Source organism: Dethiosulfovibrio faecalis (assembly GCF_021568795.1).
Taxonomy (GTDB): Bacteria; Synergistota; Synergistia; order Synergistales; family Dethiosulfovibrionaceae; genus Dethiosulfovibrio; species Dethiosulfovibrio faecalis.
On sequence record NZ_JAKGUE010000003.1, the window covers coordinates 127,596 to 143,302 of the forward strand.

Annotated in this window: 13 protein-coding genes; 5 read left to right on the forward strand and 8 right to left on the reverse strand. The window is 56.0% G+C overall.

Annotated elements, in window-relative coordinates; translation table 11 throughout:
* The first annotated feature begins 4 nt into the window (after nt 1-4).
* The 4 genes from sdaAB (at nt 5) to L2W58_RS04170 (ending at nt 5,942) form a co-directional block, all read left to right on the forward strand.
* Nucleotides 5-679, forward strand: coding sequence for an L-serine ammonia-lyase, iron-sulfur-dependent subunit beta (gene sdaAB / locus L2W58_RS04155; RefSeq protein WP_236101753.1), 675 nt, complete (start codon nt 5-7; stop codon nt 677-679).
* A complete protein-coding gene (gene sdaAA, locus L2W58_RS04160) occupies nt 679-1,560 on the forward strand; it encodes an L-serine ammonia-lyase, iron-sulfur-dependent, subunit alpha (RefSeq protein WP_236101754.1) in 882 nt (293 codons plus the stop codon). Before sdaAB ends, sdaAA begins: the two co-directional genes overlap by 1 nt.
* A gap of 18 nt (nt 1,561-1,578) precedes the next feature.
* Nucleotides 1,579-4,386, forward strand: coding sequence for a UPF0182 family membrane protein (locus L2W58_RS04165; RefSeq protein ID WP_236101755.1), 2,808 nt, complete (start codon nt 1,579-1,581; stop codon nt 4,384-4,386).
* Nucleotides 4,387-4,574: 188 nt separating this feature from the next.
* The gene (locus L2W58_RS04170) at nt 4,575-5,942 is read left to right on the forward strand and encodes a 4Fe-4S binding protein (RefSeq protein WP_236101756.1); all 1,368 of its coding nucleotides are present in this window, start codon (nt 4,575-4,577) and stop codon (nt 5,940-5,942) included.
* A gap of 144 nt (nt 5,943-6,086) precedes the next feature.
* On the opposite strand, the gene L2W58_RS04175 is transcribed toward L2W58_RS04170, so the two are convergent.
* Both L2W58_RS04175 and L2W58_RS04180 read right to left on the reverse strand, forming a co-directional pair.
* Nucleotides 6,087-7,292 carry an FprA family A-type flavoprotein gene (locus tag L2W58_RS04175; RefSeq protein WP_236101757.1) on the reverse strand — a complete coding sequence of 402 codons (1,206 nt, stop codon included), beginning with the start codon at nt 7,290-7,292 and terminating at the stop codon, nt 6,087-6,089.
* A 26-nt stretch (nt 7,293-7,318) separates the two neighbouring features.
* Nucleotides 7,319-9,445, reverse strand: coding sequence for a methyl-accepting chemotaxis protein (locus tag L2W58_RS04180; protein ID WP_236101758.1), 2,127 nt, complete (start codon nt 9,443-9,445; stop codon nt 7,319-7,321).
* Nucleotides 9,446-9,627: 182 nt separating this feature from the next.
* Here L2W58_RS04180 and L2W58_RS04185 point away from each other — a divergent pair, with 182 nt between their 5' ends.
* Nucleotides 9,628-10,317, forward strand: a complete 690-nt coding sequence (locus L2W58_RS04185; RefSeq protein ID WP_236101759.1) for a transglycosylase SLT domain-containing protein — start codon at nt 9,628-9,630, stop codon at nt 10,315-10,317.
* Between the two features lie 6 nt (nt 10,318-10,323).
* On the opposite strand, the gene panF is transcribed toward L2W58_RS04185, so the two are convergent.
* Genes panF through L2W58_RS04215 form a run of 6 tightly spaced genes read right to left on the reverse strand, consistent with a single transcriptional unit; the run spans nt 10,324 to nt 15,706 of the window.
* Entirely contained in the window at nt 10,324-11,802 is a 1,479-nt protein-coding gene (gene panF, locus L2W58_RS04190) for a sodium/pantothenate symporter (protein ID WP_236101760.1), read from the reverse strand.
* On the reverse strand, nt 11,789-12,076 hold the full coding sequence (locus tag L2W58_RS04195; protein WP_236101761.1) for a YhdT family protein: 288 nt from the start codon (nt 12,074-12,076) through the stop codon (nt 11,789-11,791). Before L2W58_RS04195 ends, panF begins: the two co-directional genes overlap by 14 nt.
* A 2-nt stretch (nt 12,077-12,078) precedes the next feature.
* On the reverse strand, nt 12,079-12,828 hold the full coding sequence (locus L2W58_RS04200; RefSeq protein ID WP_236101762.1) for a hypothetical protein: 750 nt from the start codon (nt 12,826-12,828) through the stop codon (nt 12,079-12,081).
* Nucleotides 12,829-12,832: 4 nt separating this feature from the next.
* Nucleotides 12,833-13,306 carry a DciA family protein gene (locus L2W58_RS04205; RefSeq protein ID WP_236101763.1) on the reverse strand — a complete coding sequence of 158 codons (474 nt, stop codon included), beginning with the start codon at nt 13,304-13,306 and terminating at the stop codon, nt 12,833-12,835.
* Complete coding sequence (mnmG, locus tag L2W58_RS04210) at nt 13,293-15,173, reverse strand: tRNA uridine-5-carboxymethylaminomethyl(34) synthesis enzyme MnmG (RefSeq protein ID WP_236101764.1); 1,881 nt, start codon at nt 15,171-15,173, stop codon at nt 13,293-13,295. Before mnmG ends, L2W58_RS04205 begins: the two co-directional genes overlap by 14 nt.
* Nucleotides 15,170-15,706: a hypothetical protein gene (locus L2W58_RS04215; protein WP_236101765.1), complete on the reverse strand. Its 537-nt coding sequence runs from the start codon at nt 15,704-15,706 to the stop codon at nt 15,170-15,172. Before L2W58_RS04215 ends, mnmG begins: the two co-directional genes overlap by 4 nt.
* Nucleotide 15,707 lies beyond the last annotated feature (1 nt).

Consider the following 15,707-nt stretch of genomic DNA (forward strand, 5'->3'; position numbering starts at 1 on the left):
CGATATGTCGCTTATGGAGATAATAGGACCGGTCATGATAGGGCCGTCCTCGAGCCACACCGCCGGGGCGGCCAAGCTGGGAAACGTGGCCAGAAGATTATGGGGCGGAGACATAAAGGAGGCCACCCTTTACCTCAGAGGCAGCTTCGCGGCTACCTACTGGGGACACGGCACAGACAGGGCCCTGGTAGGTGGGCTCATGGGATGGCATCCCGACGACGACAGAATACCCAGGGCCTTCGAGATAGCCTCTGAATCGGGCATGATCTACCGTTTCAAGGAGGAGTTCGTGGACGGATCCCACCCCAACTCGGTCCGTTTCGTCCTCTCCGACGGAGATAGGACCATGGAGATGGTAGGGGCCTCCATAGGTGGAGGCTCGGTGAGGATACAGGAGATAGACGGTTTTCCGGTGGACATAGACGGAGAGCTTCCGACCCTGGTGATATTCCACAGGGACAAGCCGGGGGTGATGGCGTCCATAACGTCCGAACTGTTCAGGATGAAGCTGAACATAGCCCAGATGACCCTCAAGAGAAAGGCACGGGGAAAGGACGCCATGGTGTTCATAGAGATGGACGGAGCCCTGGACGAGGAATCCCTGAAGAGCCTGGAGGGCTTTCATCACGCCTACACCAGGATGTTCCTGCTTCCACCGGCCAGAGAGGAGATCGAATAATGAGGTCCTTCGGCGAGATGCTGGCCTACATGGAGGAAAACGGGGTTAACCTTCTGGAGGCCATACTGGAGAACGAGGCGGCGGAGCTCGAGTGTTCCACCGAACATGTGCTCCAGGGAATGGCGGACAGGCTGGAGACCATGAGACGGTCCATGGACGACGGCGCCAGAAAGGAGATGTACCCCAAGATAGTGGAGCTCGACGCTCCCAAGATGAGACGCTACCGCATGAAGAGAGACCCCCTGTCGGGATCCATCTCCGCCAGGGCGTCGGAGATAGCCCTGTCCATAAGCACCTGCAACTCCTCCATGGGTAGGGTGGTTGCGGCCCCTACAGCCGGAAGCTGCGGAATACTGCCGGGAGTTCTCTTCTCCTGGGAGGAGCATAGAAACCCCGAAGGAGACCTCCTATCCGAGGGGCTGACCGTGGCGGCCTTCATAGGTCAGATAATAGCCGAGAGGGCCACCCTGGCCGGAGCGGAGGGAGGCTGTCAGGCCGAGTGCGGTGCCGCAGGGGCCATGGCCGCGGGAGCTCTGGTCTGGATGGAGGGAGGATCGGCGGACCAGGTATTCCAGGCCGTCGCTCTGACTCTGAAATCCATACTGGGGCTGGTATGCGATCCTGTGGCGGGGCTGGTGGAGGTCCCCTGCATAAAGAGAAACGGCATGCTCGTGTCTCTGGCCTTCATAGCGGCCGACATGGCTCTGGCCGGTATAAGGTCGGTGATACCGGCCGACGAGGTAGTGGACTCCCTCTACGAGGTCGGGCGATCCCTGCCTCCCAGCCTGAGAGAGACCGGCAGAGGCGGGGTGGCAGCCACATCTACAGGAAAGGCCATAACGGCAAAACTTAGAGAATCCGCGCCCTCCCTGGAGGGATGATGAGGAAAGGATGGTTCCATGACCTACAGAGATTGGTTCCCAAGCGGAAAAGGCGACTGGTTCGGACAGGGTGACGGAGGAGGGGAAGGCGGAAACAGGCCTCCCAAGTTCAACTTTCCTCTGAACAAAACCCTTACGATAACCCTGGTAATCCTGGGCCTCGGTCTGTTTTTGGTACAGGCCTCGGCGGGACTTCTGACCGATTACTACTGGTATCAGGCCCGAGGACTGACCTCGGTGTTCTGGATGAGGATACTGCCACAATGGGCTCTCTTCGGAGTGGCCTTCGTCCTCTCGTTTATAGCTCTGTCCGGATCTCTGAGGCTCGCCAAAAAGAGGGCCGCCGATATTCCCCTTCCGGATGAGATAGCACGGATGCTTCCCCTGAGGGCCCCCTTCGCCGGACTGATAATACTGGCGGCGGCGGTGCTGCTCGCCCTGATGTCGTCAAACGGCGTGAGGGACCAATGGGAGGTGGCGTTGAAGTTCATCAACGGAACCCCCTTCGGCACCTCGGACCCCATCTTCGGGAAGGACGTCGGCTTCTACGTCTTCACTCTGCCGTTTCTGAGACTGTTCCAGACCTGGCTGATGCAGCTGCTGTTCCTCTGTCTCGCAGGGGCGGCGGCCATATACGTCCTAACCCTCCTTCCCAAGATACAGCTTGAACGGCGGGCCGACGTACCAAAGCCGGTAAGGGCCCATCTACTGATACTTGCGGCAATGATGGCCCTTAACTGGTCCTTCGGATATTGGCTGGAGAGGTTCAATCTGCTCTACTCGCCCAGAGGGGTGGCTTTCGGTGCCAGCTACACCGACATACACGCCGACCTGCTGGCCCTCAACGTCATGACCGCCCTGTCCGCCATAGTGGCGGTTCTTTTGGTCATAGGAATAGCCAGGAAAACCTGGAAATTCTCGGCGGCTGTGGTCGGAACCCTTTTCGTGGCCGGGTTCGTCCTGAGAGGCGTATACCCGAACATAATACAGAAATACGTGGTCGTCCCCAACGAGTTCACCAAGGAAAAACCCTACATAGAGAACAACATAAAGGCCACCAACGAGGCCTACGACCTGAACGACCTCACCATAATGGAGGTGGAACCGGGAGAAAGGGTAACCGAAAAAAACCTGGAGGCAGACCCAGACACACTGAGAAACGTACGTCTATGGGAGTACAGCCCTCTTCTCAGAAGCTACAAACAGCTTCAGGAGATAAGGAGCTACTACGACTTCCTCAACGCCGACATAGACCGCTACTCGGTTGACGGCCGAATAAGACAGGTGATGATAGCCGCCAGGGAGATCAACCTGAGGGAACTTCAAAACCCGACCTGGACAAACACCAAGCTGGAGTTCACCCACGGCTACGGAATCGTCATGAACCCGGTCAACGAGGTCAGCGTAAGCGGCCAGCCCATATTGTGGGTGAAGGACCTTCCTCCGGCGATGTCCATCCCCCTGTCCATAGATAGACCTCAGATATATTACGGGGAGACTCCGGAGAATTACGCCTTCGTCAACACCACGGTAGAGGAGTTCGACTATCCTATGGGAAACGCCAACGCCAGGACCGTGTACAGCGGCCTGGGAGGGGTGCCTATGGGATCGATGTGGAGAAGGCTCATCTACGCCCTCGATTTCAACGATTCGAAGATAATATTCTCCAACGTCTTCACACCGGACAGCAAAATTATGTACAAGAGAAACATCCAGGGAAGGCTGAGAGAGGTGGCTCCGTTCCTGATGTACGACGGAGATCCCTATATGGCGGTTATAGACGGCAGGCTTCTCTGGATACAGGACTGCTACACCGCCACAGCGGACTATCCCTACTCCGAACCGGTACTGATAGGAACCGGAAGAGGGCGGTCCAGGATCAACTACATAAGAAACAGCGTCAAGGCCACCGTGGACGCCTACGACGGCACCATGACCTTCTACGTGATGAACGAGAACGACCCCCTTATAGATACCTGGAGAAAGATATTCCCCGACCTCTTCACCGACGGATCGAAGATGCCAGCGGAGGTAAAAGAACACATCAGGTACCCCAAGGGGCTCTTCTCAATACAGAGCGAGATATACAGGACATACCACATGAAAAACCCCAACACCTTCTACAACAAGGAGGACGTCTGGGAGACCATGAGGGACGGCGACGACAGGACGACGATGGACTCGTATTACCTAATGATGAAACTTGCGGGAGAGCAAGAGACCGAGTTCGCTATAATATCCCCCTTCATGCCTGTGGGGAAGAATAACCTCATAGCCTGGCTGGCAGGAAGGTCCGACGGAGATAACTACGGGGAGCTCTTGGTCTACAAGTTCCCGAAACAGAAGTTGATCTACGGACCGACCCAGGTAAACGCCCTGGTGGACCAGACCCCGGAGATATCGGCTCAGCTCTCCCTCTGGACCCAGAGGGGATCGGACGTCATAAGGGGTAACATGCTGGTCATACCGATAGACAACTCTCTTCTCTACGTCCAGCCACTGTACCTGAAGGCAGATAGGGGAGACCTGCCGGAACTCAAAAGGGTAATAGTCTCCACCGGCGGCAGAGTCGCTTGGGCAGAGGACTTCGGAACAGCCCTGTCCAAGCTGCTGGGACTCTCCGCCCCGCCCGAGATGATTCCATCCCTCAAAACTGAGACGGGAGTGGGTATGGACATACACCAACTGGCCGAAAGGGCCCAGGAAGCCTGGGAGGAATCCCAGAAGGCCCTTCAAGGAGGGGACTGGTCGTCCTACGGAGATTGGATGAAAGAGCTTGAAAAGGCCATAAGGCAGATGACCGACATGGCCGATACAGCCGAGTAGAATAGAAACGAGAGAGAGGGGAGGTCCTGAGGACCTCCCCTCTCTCTCGTTGAAAGTGAAAGAAGAAAAGAGGTATTATCTTAGAAGGGATGGGATACCTTTCTTACTTTTCTTTACTCTAGCCTTACAACACCGATATAGAAAGCCCTGAACGGTCAGGATATCATGCAGAAGAGAGGGGGAGAAAAATGAAGACAAAAGGATCGAGATGGCTGAGATACGGGGTTCAACTGGGATTTCTGGCTTTTCTGACCTACGTGGGATACATGCATCAGAAACTGGGAGGCGGCCCTCAGGGGGCTCCTCCGGTGGACGCCCTATGTCCATTGGGAGGGGCGGAGAGCATCTACGGTTACATCACCTCCGGGACCTGGCTGAGGAGAACCGCTCCCAGCGCATTGATACTGTTCGTAGCTGTGGCGCTGATGACCGTCTTGCTGGGAAGGATCTTCTGCGGATGGATATGTCCTCTCGGGACCATAGGGGAGTGGTCCTCGAAGATAGGCAAAAAGCTGGGAATAAAACAGATAGAGATTCCCGACGGTCCGGACAGAATAATGAGACTGGGTAAGTACGTAGTCATGGCCATAGCGGTGTTCGGAGCCTGGTACTACGGAACCCTCCTCTGGAGGGACTACGACCCATGGGTGGCCTGGATGCACATATCCGCCGGATGGGCCGAGGTGGAGGAGAGCCCCTGGGCCTTCGCCGTCCTGTTCGGGACCGTGATAGGGGCGTCGTTCTTCGTAGAGAGGTTCTGGTGCCGCTATCTGTGTCCTCTGGGAGGGTTACTGAGCATTCTCCAGAAATTCAGCCTGGTCAAGGTTCGAAGAGACGATTCAACCTGCGTCCACTGCATGAAATGCGACCGTTCCTGTCCCATGGGGCTCAAACCAGAGTCGGTAAAGGTGGTCACTTCGGGAGACTGCATAGCCTGCGGCGAATGCGTCGAGAGCTGTCCCGTGTCGAACACCCTGGAGACCGGGACATCCGGCCGAAAAATCTCGCCTATGGCGATGGGGATCGTCGGGCTGATAATCTTCTTCGGAATCTACGGGACGGCCAAGACCACCGGATACTGGCAGACCTACGCATCAGCGCCCAAGGGAGTCACCGTCGAGGATCCGGCCGAATACGTCTACGGATGGATGAGTCTCGAACAGGTTTCGGATCAGGTGGGCCTTCCCATCGAAAAGCTCGTGGAGATAGGGAACTTGCCCGAGGGAATCCCCACCGACGTGGCTATGAAGAGGGTAGAGGGGGTGGACGATCACGAATTCACCGAGGCCCTTTCTCTTTGGTTCGAGGCCAACGACGTGCCGAAGACGGAGATGTCCACTATTCCGGAAAATCCGGACGAGATAAAGGGCAGTCTGACCCTGTTGGAGATAGGAACGATGTACGGGGTGGACCCATCCGAGATAGTGGATATGCTGAGAGATAAAGGGTGGACAGGCGAGATTTCCCTGGAAGAACCTGTGAAAGACATCGCAAAGAGCAGAGGCGAGGAAGTCCAGGTGATCAGGGACGCTGTAAAGGATATTTTAGGCAAATAACTTTCGGCAGCCCCTTGAGAAAAAGTTCGAAAGAGGGTATGCTGTTCGAGGTAGATCAAGTTTTTCTCCATACCAACAACCTCCAGACCGACGACGGCGGACCATATGGTCCGCCGTCGTCGGTCTGTTTTTTAGAGATGCCCTCTAGGCTTTCGATACCGCTTCCGCCATGTTGGCCCCCAACTTATGAGCCTCCTCCAGGTCCTTACGATCGGGACGGCTCAATACCTCCACCTCCGGCTCCACCTTGGTCCAGCAGCTCTGCTCGGCGAAGGCCCTCATAGGCTTCATCGCGGCACCCTTGCTCCAGGTATAGGAGCCGCATATTCCTACGAAACGGCCGGATACCTTTTTGCCCTCCACTATGTCCATGAAGTGTTTTATCTTAGGGAACACACCTCCGTTGTAGCTGCACCCCACGAGGATCAACCCCCTGCACCGCCACAGATCCCTGACCAGCTCGGAAAGATCCGCCGTGGCGGAGTTTCTGACGGTAACGTCGGTGATGCCTCCGGAGTGAACTCCCTCGGCCACCGCCTCGGCAAGCCGGGCGGTGTTGCCGTACATGGATCCGTAGACCACCAACACCGCCCGGTCCGTCTCGTTCCGGGCCATTTTTTCGTAGAAGTCTATTATATAGTCCGGGTCTTTCCTGTAGACCGGTCCATGAGAGGGACACACTATGGCTATATCCAGCTTCATGTCCCTTATCTTGTTCAGTGCCTTCATCACGAAGGACGAGTATTTGCCCACTATGTTGGCGTAGTAGCGATAGGTTTCGTCCCTGTAGGAGTCGAGCTCCAACTGGTCGTCGAACACCCCTCCGTCCAGAGCTCCGAAGCTGCCGAAGGCGTCGCAGGAGAAAAGAGCCTTGGTGGATGTATCGTAGCTAGCCATGGTTTCCGGCCAGTGGACCATGGGGATGAGGGCGAAGGTCAGCTTATGGTCTCCCAGGTCCAGAACGTCTCCGTCCTTCACCTCCAGGGATTTTGGCAGAGGACCGTAGAACTGGGTCAAGAACTTCAGGGTCTTGTCGTTTCCGACCACAGTTATGTCCGGGAAGGCCTGGACCATTACCTCAACGGCTCCCGAGTGGTCCGGTTCAACGTGGTTGACTATCATGTAGTCCACGGTCTTATCCGGACCGAGGATGGCCTTTAGGTTCTCGACGTACTGGGGATAGAAGTCGGCCTTGACCCCGTCGATGACCGCCACCTTATCGTCCGCTACCATGTAGGAGTTGTAGGATATCCCCCGATCCAGAGGCCATAGGGCCTCGAAAAGATCGGTGGTCCTGTCGTTGACCCCGACCCACCAGGTTTTATCGGCTATCTGAACAGGTCCCTTCATTCCTCATCGCCTCCCTTATTTTTTAGTCAACTCTCGACGGGCCTGAGTCCGCCGTCCCTTTCGACCGTGAATTTCCCGACCATGGACTGAAGATCCTCCATCGACTCGGCCAGAGACTCGGCTTCCTTGGCCACCTTCTCCGCCGCCTTGGTGGTCCTTTCCGTGGCGTCCTGGATGGAGTTCATCGACTCGACAGATTCCATGGTGGAGTCGGTGACAGACTGTATGGCGGAGGTCATCTCCTCGCTGGAGGCGGCCTGTTCCTCCGCTACCGCCGCTAGGTTCTGTATGGCCTCGTTGACGTTCTCCATCTGGGCCGTTGCCTTCTGAAGCTGTTCCTCGGCCTCCTTGGCCTCCTTCACGGCCTCGGACAGAATAGAACCGGTGTTCTCAGTGGCCGATATGGACCTCTTGGAGGTCTCCTGAAGTCCGTCGATGAGGTCGCCTATCTCCTTGGCAGACGCTCCGGACTCCTCAGCCAGCTTGCGGACCTCCTCAGCCACGACCGCGAATCCTCGTCCGGCGTCTCCGGCCCGGGCGGCCTCTATGGCGGCGTTGAGGGCCAACAGGTTCGTCTGATCCGCTATGCCGGTGATGGTGGTCACGAATCCGGCGATGGACTCGACCGCCTCGGCAAGCTCTCTTATGTTATCTATGCTGCGGGAGGACTGATCTCCGGCCTTCTCCATCCTGTCTATGGTGTTGAGCACCTTCTCCACGGCGTTCTCCGTCTCGGATATGCCCTTCTCCGAGGCCTCGGCGCCGCTGGAGGCGTCCTGTGCGGACTGCTGGGCCCCGGAGGCAACCTCCTCTACCGAGGCGTTGCTCTCCTGAAGTGCCGCCGAGTTGCCCTCGGCTATGGTGAGCATCCTCTCCAGGGAGGTATTTACCTCCTCCATGGAGGAGGTAACCTGCTGGATCATGGAGGACATGGCCTCGGAGCGCCGTGCCGTGGCCTCTGTCTGGTCCACCACGTTCTTGATCGTGCCCCTCATGCTCTCTGTCATACCGGCCATGGCGTAGGCCAGCTGGACCACCTCGTCTCGGCCCTTTATGAATATGTCCTCTCTGCGAAAGGTCAGGTCTCCATCCTCGATCCTCTTGGCCACACCGAGCATCCTCTTGAGAGGAGCGGTGATGCTCCTGGATAGCAGGATCGTCAAGACCACGGCCAAGACCAATATCACCAGAGAGGATACACCTACCGCCGCGGCGAGTCCCTTAAGGTTCGCCAACGCCTCCGAGACGGGAGCGGAAGCGGCCACCACCAGGCCGTTGGACAGCGTATCGAAGGCCACAAACCTGTCCGTTCCTCCGAAAAATGTGGTGGTTATACCTCTTTTCTTCTCCATCATGGTCCTGTACATGGGGGCTATCTCGCCCTGATCCAAGTCGGCCATGACCGGCCCGTCTATGGTCAAGGTGGGATGGGAGAGAAAGCGTCCGTCATCGTCTATCATGTAGACGTAACCGGTCTCCAGGACCTTCCTGCTCTTCAGGGCGTTATCTATGAAGGAGAAGTCCAGAGACATCCCTATGACCGCGACCTTCTTGCCGTTCATCTCGACCGCCATGTCGTAGTCGATCCTCTTCTCCCCGTTCTCGTCCACGTAGACCTCGGACCATACGGGGGTGTCGGATCCTACGGCGGAACGGAACCATTTCGTTTCTTCCTTAGAGGTATCCTTAAGGTCCTCTATCGTGAAGGTCTGATCCATAACGGGTTGGAGAACACCGTCTTTTTTGGTGAACCATACCTTCTGGACCGACGTAAGATCCGGAAACACCTCGGGGTTGAACACTATGTATATGTCCCTTACCTCCGCTATCTGCTCGGCCAGACGCCCCACGAAAGAGGTGTTCTGAGAGGCGAACTGATAGAAATAGATCTCCCCGCTCATAGAGGCCAGATCGACGTTGAAGGTCGAGAGGATGGCCGCCTTAAGGGCCAGCAGCTCGCCGTTGAACTCGTTGAATTTACCCTCTATGAACTCGCCGTTTTTTAAGACTACTTCCTGACAATAATCCTCCGAGGAGCTCACCAATGCCACCTTGCTTCTCCAATAAGACAGACCTGCCACAAGGGACGTCGTTCCCAACAGCAGGACCACCACGAACACGGTGATCTTGGTCCCTATAGTTTTGAAACCCATAATCCGATCTCCCTCCGTAAAACTCAGTTTGGATCCAGTGTAACACATAGGATTACTGCCTTGTATATTCCGTCTACCTAAAAACTCACGTCCGAGTTTTCTCGTAGAGGTCGGCGTTTTAGAGACGCCCTATTTGATTCCATCCCTTTTAGTCATGTATAATTCCATTGGGGTGGTACAGTATGGACGTCAAGATGAAAAAGAACATAGCGATGCTGGTACTGGCGGCATCGATAGTTGTCGTTGTCCTCTCTCTGCTGAAGCTTGAGCTTCAGGGAGAGTTTGTCGATGTCGACATATCGGACAGATTCACACGGTCCGCCTCCGCCTTCGAGAACGCAAGGTCGAGAGAACTGTACATCCCGGGATCGGATACAGTCAGGGAGTCCGTCATGGCCTGCCGGACTATAATAAGGTCCGCCGCCGAGGAATCCACCGTCCTGGCGTCCTATATAATCGGTCAGAACAAGAAAATCCCCCACTCCGTGGCGATGGAGGAGGCCGTCGCCTTTCTCAGATACAGCAGCCTCTACGGAGTACCGCTGGACATAGCTGTAGCTGTGGCCAACACGGAGAGCCATTTCAACCCCCAGGCCGAGAGCTCCCACGGTTCACTGGGTGTCATGCAGGTTACCTGGAGGGTACACAGAGACCTGCTATCGCCCTACGGATTCAAGTCAGACGACGACCTCCACGATCCATCCCTGGGGATAAAGGCGGGATGCATTCTGCTGTCCAGATACATAAAGGCAAACGACGACCTGAAGACAGCTCTGGGAAGATATTACGGCGGCTCCCTCGAGGTCTACTGGAGAAGGATATCCAGAAACCTCCGCAGGTACAGGAAATTCGAGGAAAACCGCCTAAAATAAGCCGTATCACTCCATCCAGAACAGATCGATAACCGAATCATTCGGCCTCTTCGACAACAGACTGACCAGGACGAAGGCCACGAGCCCCACCAGCAACGTCGGTATAATTACGTTCATCCCCATGAAGCTCTTCATCGTGGAGGCCATCGATATGTAGGTAATCACCCCTGTAACCATCGAGGCCAAAGCTCCCTTTCCGTTAGCCCTTTTCCAGTAGAGTCCCAAAACCAGAGGCCATAGAAAGGCGGCCTGCATTCCACCGAAGGCGAAGATATTTATCCACACTATCAGCTCCGGAGGCCTGAAAGCCGCCAGCAAGACCACCGTACCTATCATTGCCGTGGCGGCAAGGCTCATTATTCGGACCTTTTTTATGCCTCTCTCGGAGCGTACCGATTCTGGAGAGACGTAGTTCACGTATATATCCTTCACTATGGTGGCAGATGCCAATATCAGCTGGGAGTCTATTGTCGACATGACCCCCGCCAAGGGGCCGGCCAGGAATATTCCCGCCACCACCGGAGGCAACACCCTCAGGGACAGTATGGGCATTATGGTATCTCCCACGTCTATCCCCGGCACCACGGCCCTACCGAGAGCCCCGCAGAGGTGCATCCCCAACATGACAAAGGCTAAAACGAAGGTGCCTATCACCATGGCTCCGTGCATGGATCTCGAATCCCTGTAGCCCATGCATCTTACTGCGGTGTGGGGCAGACCGACCACTCCGAGACATACCAACACCCAGAAGGAAAGTATGAAGGGCTTGGATATGAATCCGTCCGGCCCGTGAGGGGTTATCAGGTCCGGGTCTATATTCCTCAAAGTGGCTATGACCTTCTCCATACCTCCTCCCATGGACACTATGCCGAAGAGCAGGGCCGTTGTCCCTACTATCATGACAACCCCCTGGAGAGCGTCGGTAAGAGCCACCGCCCTAAAACCCCCAACTGTTGTATACACTACCACGGTAACGGCGAATATTGCCAGTCCCGTGTTGTAGGATAGACCGGTCATGCCCTGAAAGAGCCTGGCCCCCCCTATAAACTGGGCGGTCATGGCTGCCACGAAGAAAGCCAGCAGACTGACCGATCCGGCTATGACCACAGCGGGACTCTCGTATCTGGCCCTGAGAAGGTCGTTGACCGTCACAGCCCCTATCCTCCTGGCCACTATGGCGAACTTCTTCCCCAGGACTCCCAGTGTCAGCCAGGCCGTAGGGACCTGGATCATGGCTAAGAGGACCCATCCGAGCCCCATTTTATAGGCAACTCCCGGACCTCCTATGAAACTGCTGGCGCTGGTGTAGGTAGCCACCAGCGTCATGGCCAGGACGAAGCCTCCCATGCCGCGACTTCCTATAAAGTACTCCTCCATGAAGTTATCCGAGCTCGACAGCCTCCTGTTGCAGTAGACCGCCATCGCGTATATTCCTATCAAATAGAGGGCTACGGGGATCACTACGGATACGTTAACCCCTTCCATCGTCTTCCTCCTTCGGAGCGAGGCTGACTTCCTTGAACAGGAGGTTCACCATGGCCCAGGCTATGAAGCAAAAGAGGAAGGGCCCCAACACGCAGCTGAAGAAAAACCACCCAGGAAGCCCCATGAAATAATGGTAGCCTTCCGGCCCGGAATCGGTACCGTGGTAGGCGAAACCGTACCACCATAAAAAATAAAGAGCGGTTAGAGCCAGTGAACAGATCGCCTCGAAATGAGCCGTCTTGAACCTTCTATCCTCATGTTTCCCGGGAAACATGTCTATTTACCTCCTATTATCCAGAAAGGATCGTCCGGATCCTTGATCCTGTAGATTTTTCCCTTTACACGGTCCCAGCAATACGGTCCGTTGGATCTAGGGGTTCCCCAGTTATCGAGAAACTGCATTTCCTCGGACAGGGCCCTGTTGGAGGAAATATAGCCTCTGACAGGCGAAGCCGTTGGTAGATGCCCCCAGGTCCTTAAAGGACTCCAGTCGCCTATGAGGCCTACGGAGGAAGCTACTTTCTCTATTACAGGAGCCATCTCCTCCGGTGGGTTGACTATGTAAAGATATCTTCCTCTGGGAGAGTCAGCCATCAACTCCAGAAGCAGCCCTGCCAGTCCCATTCCGTCCTCCATATGGGCCAGACAGGTCAGGGCGACGTAAAATCCGTCCAGCGCTATCAGCACACGGGGGATCTCCTGTGGCAGCACGAAACCAGATATATCCTCCCATCTGGACGGATCTCCCTCCGGGAAAATTCTGTCTATTATCGCCATGGCCGCGGAACATCGGCTCCTTTCGTCGCCGGTCCAAAGTAGCCTCCAAAGACCGATTTCGTCCATTTCGGGAGCCTCTGATACGAGTTTATCCCTGATAGCCTCGGCAGTCTCCATGGCGGAGTCTCTGAAAAGCATGGACTCCACCATATCGTCGAACCTATCTCCGTAATCCCCCTGATAAGCGAAGGATACAGATGATGAGGATAGGAAAAACAGCATAAAAAGGGAGAAAATAAAACGCATCACGACTTCATTCCTCCTTTTCGGGAAAACGCTTCATATACGTGGCCATCAGTCTGGCCAGAGCCTCTGCCACGTCCTCTCTGTCTATCTTATCGGACGTGTAGCTGAGGCATGCCTTCACCGATCTCTCCGAGGGTATTATCCTGGCAGGCTTCGACTCGGGAATATCCCTCTTGGCCTCTATCCTGGCAACCACGGCTCTCACCGACTTTACCCCCAAACGCCATCTTTTCTCCACCGAGGAGGCCACCGTACCTGCCTTCATCGATATCATCTTGGCCACCCCGGGACTCTCGCAGGCCACCACCAAGGTCCCTCTGTCCAGACTTACCGGTCTGCTCTTACGACCAAGGACGGACCCAACTATGGAGGACCACTCCTTGTCCACCTCCGATATGGACAGTGCCGTGGACAACCCCGGAGGAAGCCTGCCGGAGAGCAGGCCCCTCAGAAGCTCGGGACGGGATCTACGCCGCGCCATCTCTCCGTCTCCTGACCGACAGGGCCAGGGACAGAAGCTGCAGGTCCGTAGGGGTTACCCCGGATATGCGTCTGGCCTGTCCCAGGGTCTTAGGACGGATCCTCTCGAGTTTTTCCAGGCTCTCTGCCAACATGCCCTTCATCGATCTGTAGTCGAAATCGTCAGGAATGGTCAACGCCTCCATCCTCTCGAACTTCTTAACGGATCTCTCCTGTCTCGCTACGTAACCGGCGTATTTGATCTCGACCTCCACCCTCCGACGTATGTGTCCCTCCAGATCCTCTCCGGAGGGTATATGTCGAGACAGGAAGTCGTAATCGACGCCGGGGCGTTTCAGGAGCTCCGCTCCCGTGAGGGACCTGTCCATAGGGGCCTCTCCTATGGAGGCAAGATCGGAGTTTATCTCCTCCGACGGCTTTATCCTCGTGGATCCCAGTCTTTTTATCTCTCGATCCGTATTCCGCCACCGTTCGACCAGTATCTCCCATCTGCCGTCGTCCAGAAGACCTAGTTTTCTACCTATGCCGGAGAGTCTTCTGTCGGCGTTGTCGTGTCTCATGAGCAGCCTGTGTTCGCAGCGGCTGGTCAACATACGATAAGGCTCTCTGGTACCTTTGGTGACAAGATCGTCTATCAGGACCCCTATATAGGCCTCGTGGCGGCCCAATACTAAGTAGGGCTCCCCCCTGAGCCTGAGAACGGCGTTTATACCGGCCATAAGACCCTGGGCAGCGGCCTCCTCGTAGCCGGAGGTGCCGTTTATCTGTCCGGCGCAGAAGAGACCCTTTATAGCCTTTGTCTCCAGCCAGGGAGCGAGCTGGGTCGGGTCCATATAGTCGTACTCTATGGCGTAGCCGGCCCTCATTATCCTGGCCTCCCTGCATCCCGGAAGGGTTCTGGTCATCTCTATCTGGACGTCGTAGGGCAGGCTGGTGGAGAAGTTCTGAAGGTATATCTCCTTGGATCCCCGAGCTACCGGCTCGAAGAATACGGTGTGACTTTCCTTATCGGGAAACTGCATAACCTTGGACTCTATGGAGGGACAGTATCTCGGTCCGGTTCCCGTTATGGTTCCGGAGCTCACCGGCGACCTGTCCAGGTTCTCCGTTATTATCCTGTGGGTGTCCAGGTTGGTCTTTCCTACGCCGCAGGTTATGTGGCGATATACCTCCGGCTCGTCCCACAGGTCCATGGACTGAGGCTCCTCCTCGCCCTCCTGGATCTGGAGTTCGCTCCAGTCGATGGAGTCCGAGTGGACCCTGGGGGTGGTGCCGGTCTTGAGCCTTCCCATGCGGAATCCCAGCTTCAAGAGGTTCTCGCCCAGTCCGTGGGCCGGAATCTGTCCCAGAGGCCCTGACGAGAAGTTGACCGTGCCTATGTGGACCCTTCCGTCCAGATATGTCCCTGTGGTCAGTATCACCGATCTGGCGTGGTATGAGAGGCCGTACAGAGTCTCGACTCCCTTGACCTGATCCCCCTCGACTATCAGACCGACCACCGTGTCCTGATGCAGCTCCAGACGGGGACAGCTCTCTATCACCTCGCGGTAGTGCCAGTGGTAATCGTGGAGGTCGCACTGGGCCCTGAGGGCCCTTACGGCAGGTCCCTTGGAGGTGTTGAGCCATCTCATCATCAAGGCCGAGCGATCCGTCGCCCTGGCCTGTTCCCCTCCCAGAGCGGATATCTCCCTGACCAGATGTCCCTTTGCAGGGCCGCCTATGGAGGGATTGCACGGCATCAGGGCTATGTTGTCCAGATACAGGTTCAAAAGGAGCGTGTCGTGGCCCATTCTGGCGGCTACCAAGGCGGCCTCGCATCCGGCGTGGCCCGCTCCGACAACTATCACGTCGTATACTTTATTCGTCATGGTTTGACCGATCCGTCCTCCTCGAAAAGATAGGTCAGGGTGGTGGTGTGACCCGAGACGGATCGCCCGTCGCAGGCGAGGACTATCCTGGTTCCGTCGACGTTCCAGGTCTGGGTCTCCCCTCCTCCGTGGGATACTATCTCCCTATCGTAGCCGTATTTAGAACGAAGTTTGAGGGTCAGATCCGAGTAGTTCCCAAACATGGCGCCATCGGCGTCTCCGCTCGTCAGAACGTCTTTATTAAGGAAACAGAGACGGAAGGTCTTCATCTTTCCGCCCTCGAAATATACCCGGACCATGCAGGGCCTGCCGAAGAAGTCTCCTCTGTATAGGACCTCCCTGGCCCGGCCGAAGTCTAGAGACGACTGGTCCAGGATCATAGAACATCCCCTGTCGGACAGAGCGGACGATACCGTATCGAAGGCCGATCCCGCCGGAATTCCCCAGACCGATTCGACGGCGCAGAAAGCCGGTGTAGTTAAAGTCAGGGTGATTATCGTAGCTGTCAGAGCCTTTATATACCTCAATCTCAAA

What these genes read in the sequence shown, in the direction of transcription:
- L2W58_RS04205 (WP_236101763.1), bottom strand. Translation starts at nt 13,306, where the DNA reads ATGGCGCGGCGTAGATCCCGTCCCGAGCTTCTGAGGGGCCTGCTCTCC.
- sdaAB (WP_236101753.1), top strand. Translation starts at nt 5, where the DNA reads ATGTCGCTTATGGAGATAATAGGACCGGTCATGATAGGGCCGTCCTCG.
- panF (WP_236101760.1), bottom strand. Translation starts at nt 11,802, where the DNA reads ATGGAAGGGGTTAACGTATCCGTAGTGATCCCCGTAGCCCTCTATTTG.
- L2W58_RS04175 (WP_236101757.1), bottom strand. Translation starts at nt 7,292, where the DNA reads ATGAAGGGACCTGTTCAGATAGCCGATAAAACCTGGTGGGTCGGGGTC.
- mnmG (WP_236101764.1), bottom strand. Translation starts at nt 15,173, where the DNA reads ATGACGAATAAAGTATACGACGTGATAGTTGTCGGAGCGGGCCACGCC.
- sdaAA (WP_236101754.1), top strand. Translation starts at nt 679, where the DNA reads ATGAGGTCCTTCGGCGAGATGCTGGCCTACATGGAGGAAAACGGGGTT.
- L2W58_RS04195 (WP_236101761.1), bottom strand. Translation starts at nt 12,076, where the DNA reads ATGTTTCCCGGGAAACATGAGGATAGAAGGTTCAAGACGGCTCATTTC.
- L2W58_RS04180 (WP_236101758.1), bottom strand. Translation starts at nt 9,445, where the DNA reads ATGGGTTTCAAAACTATAGGGACCAAGATCACCGTGTTCGTGGTGGTC.
- L2W58_RS04165 (WP_236101755.1), top strand. Translation starts at nt 1,579, where the DNA reads ATGACCTACAGAGATTGGTTCCCAAGCGGAAAAGGCGACTGGTTCGGA.
- L2W58_RS04185 (WP_236101759.1), top strand. Translation starts at nt 9,628, where the DNA reads ATGGACGTCAAGATGAAAAAGAACATAGCGATGCTGGTACTGGCGGCA.
- L2W58_RS04170 (WP_236101756.1), top strand. Translation starts at nt 4,575, where the DNA reads ATGAAGACAAAAGGATCGAGATGGCTGAGATACGGGGTTCAACTGGGA.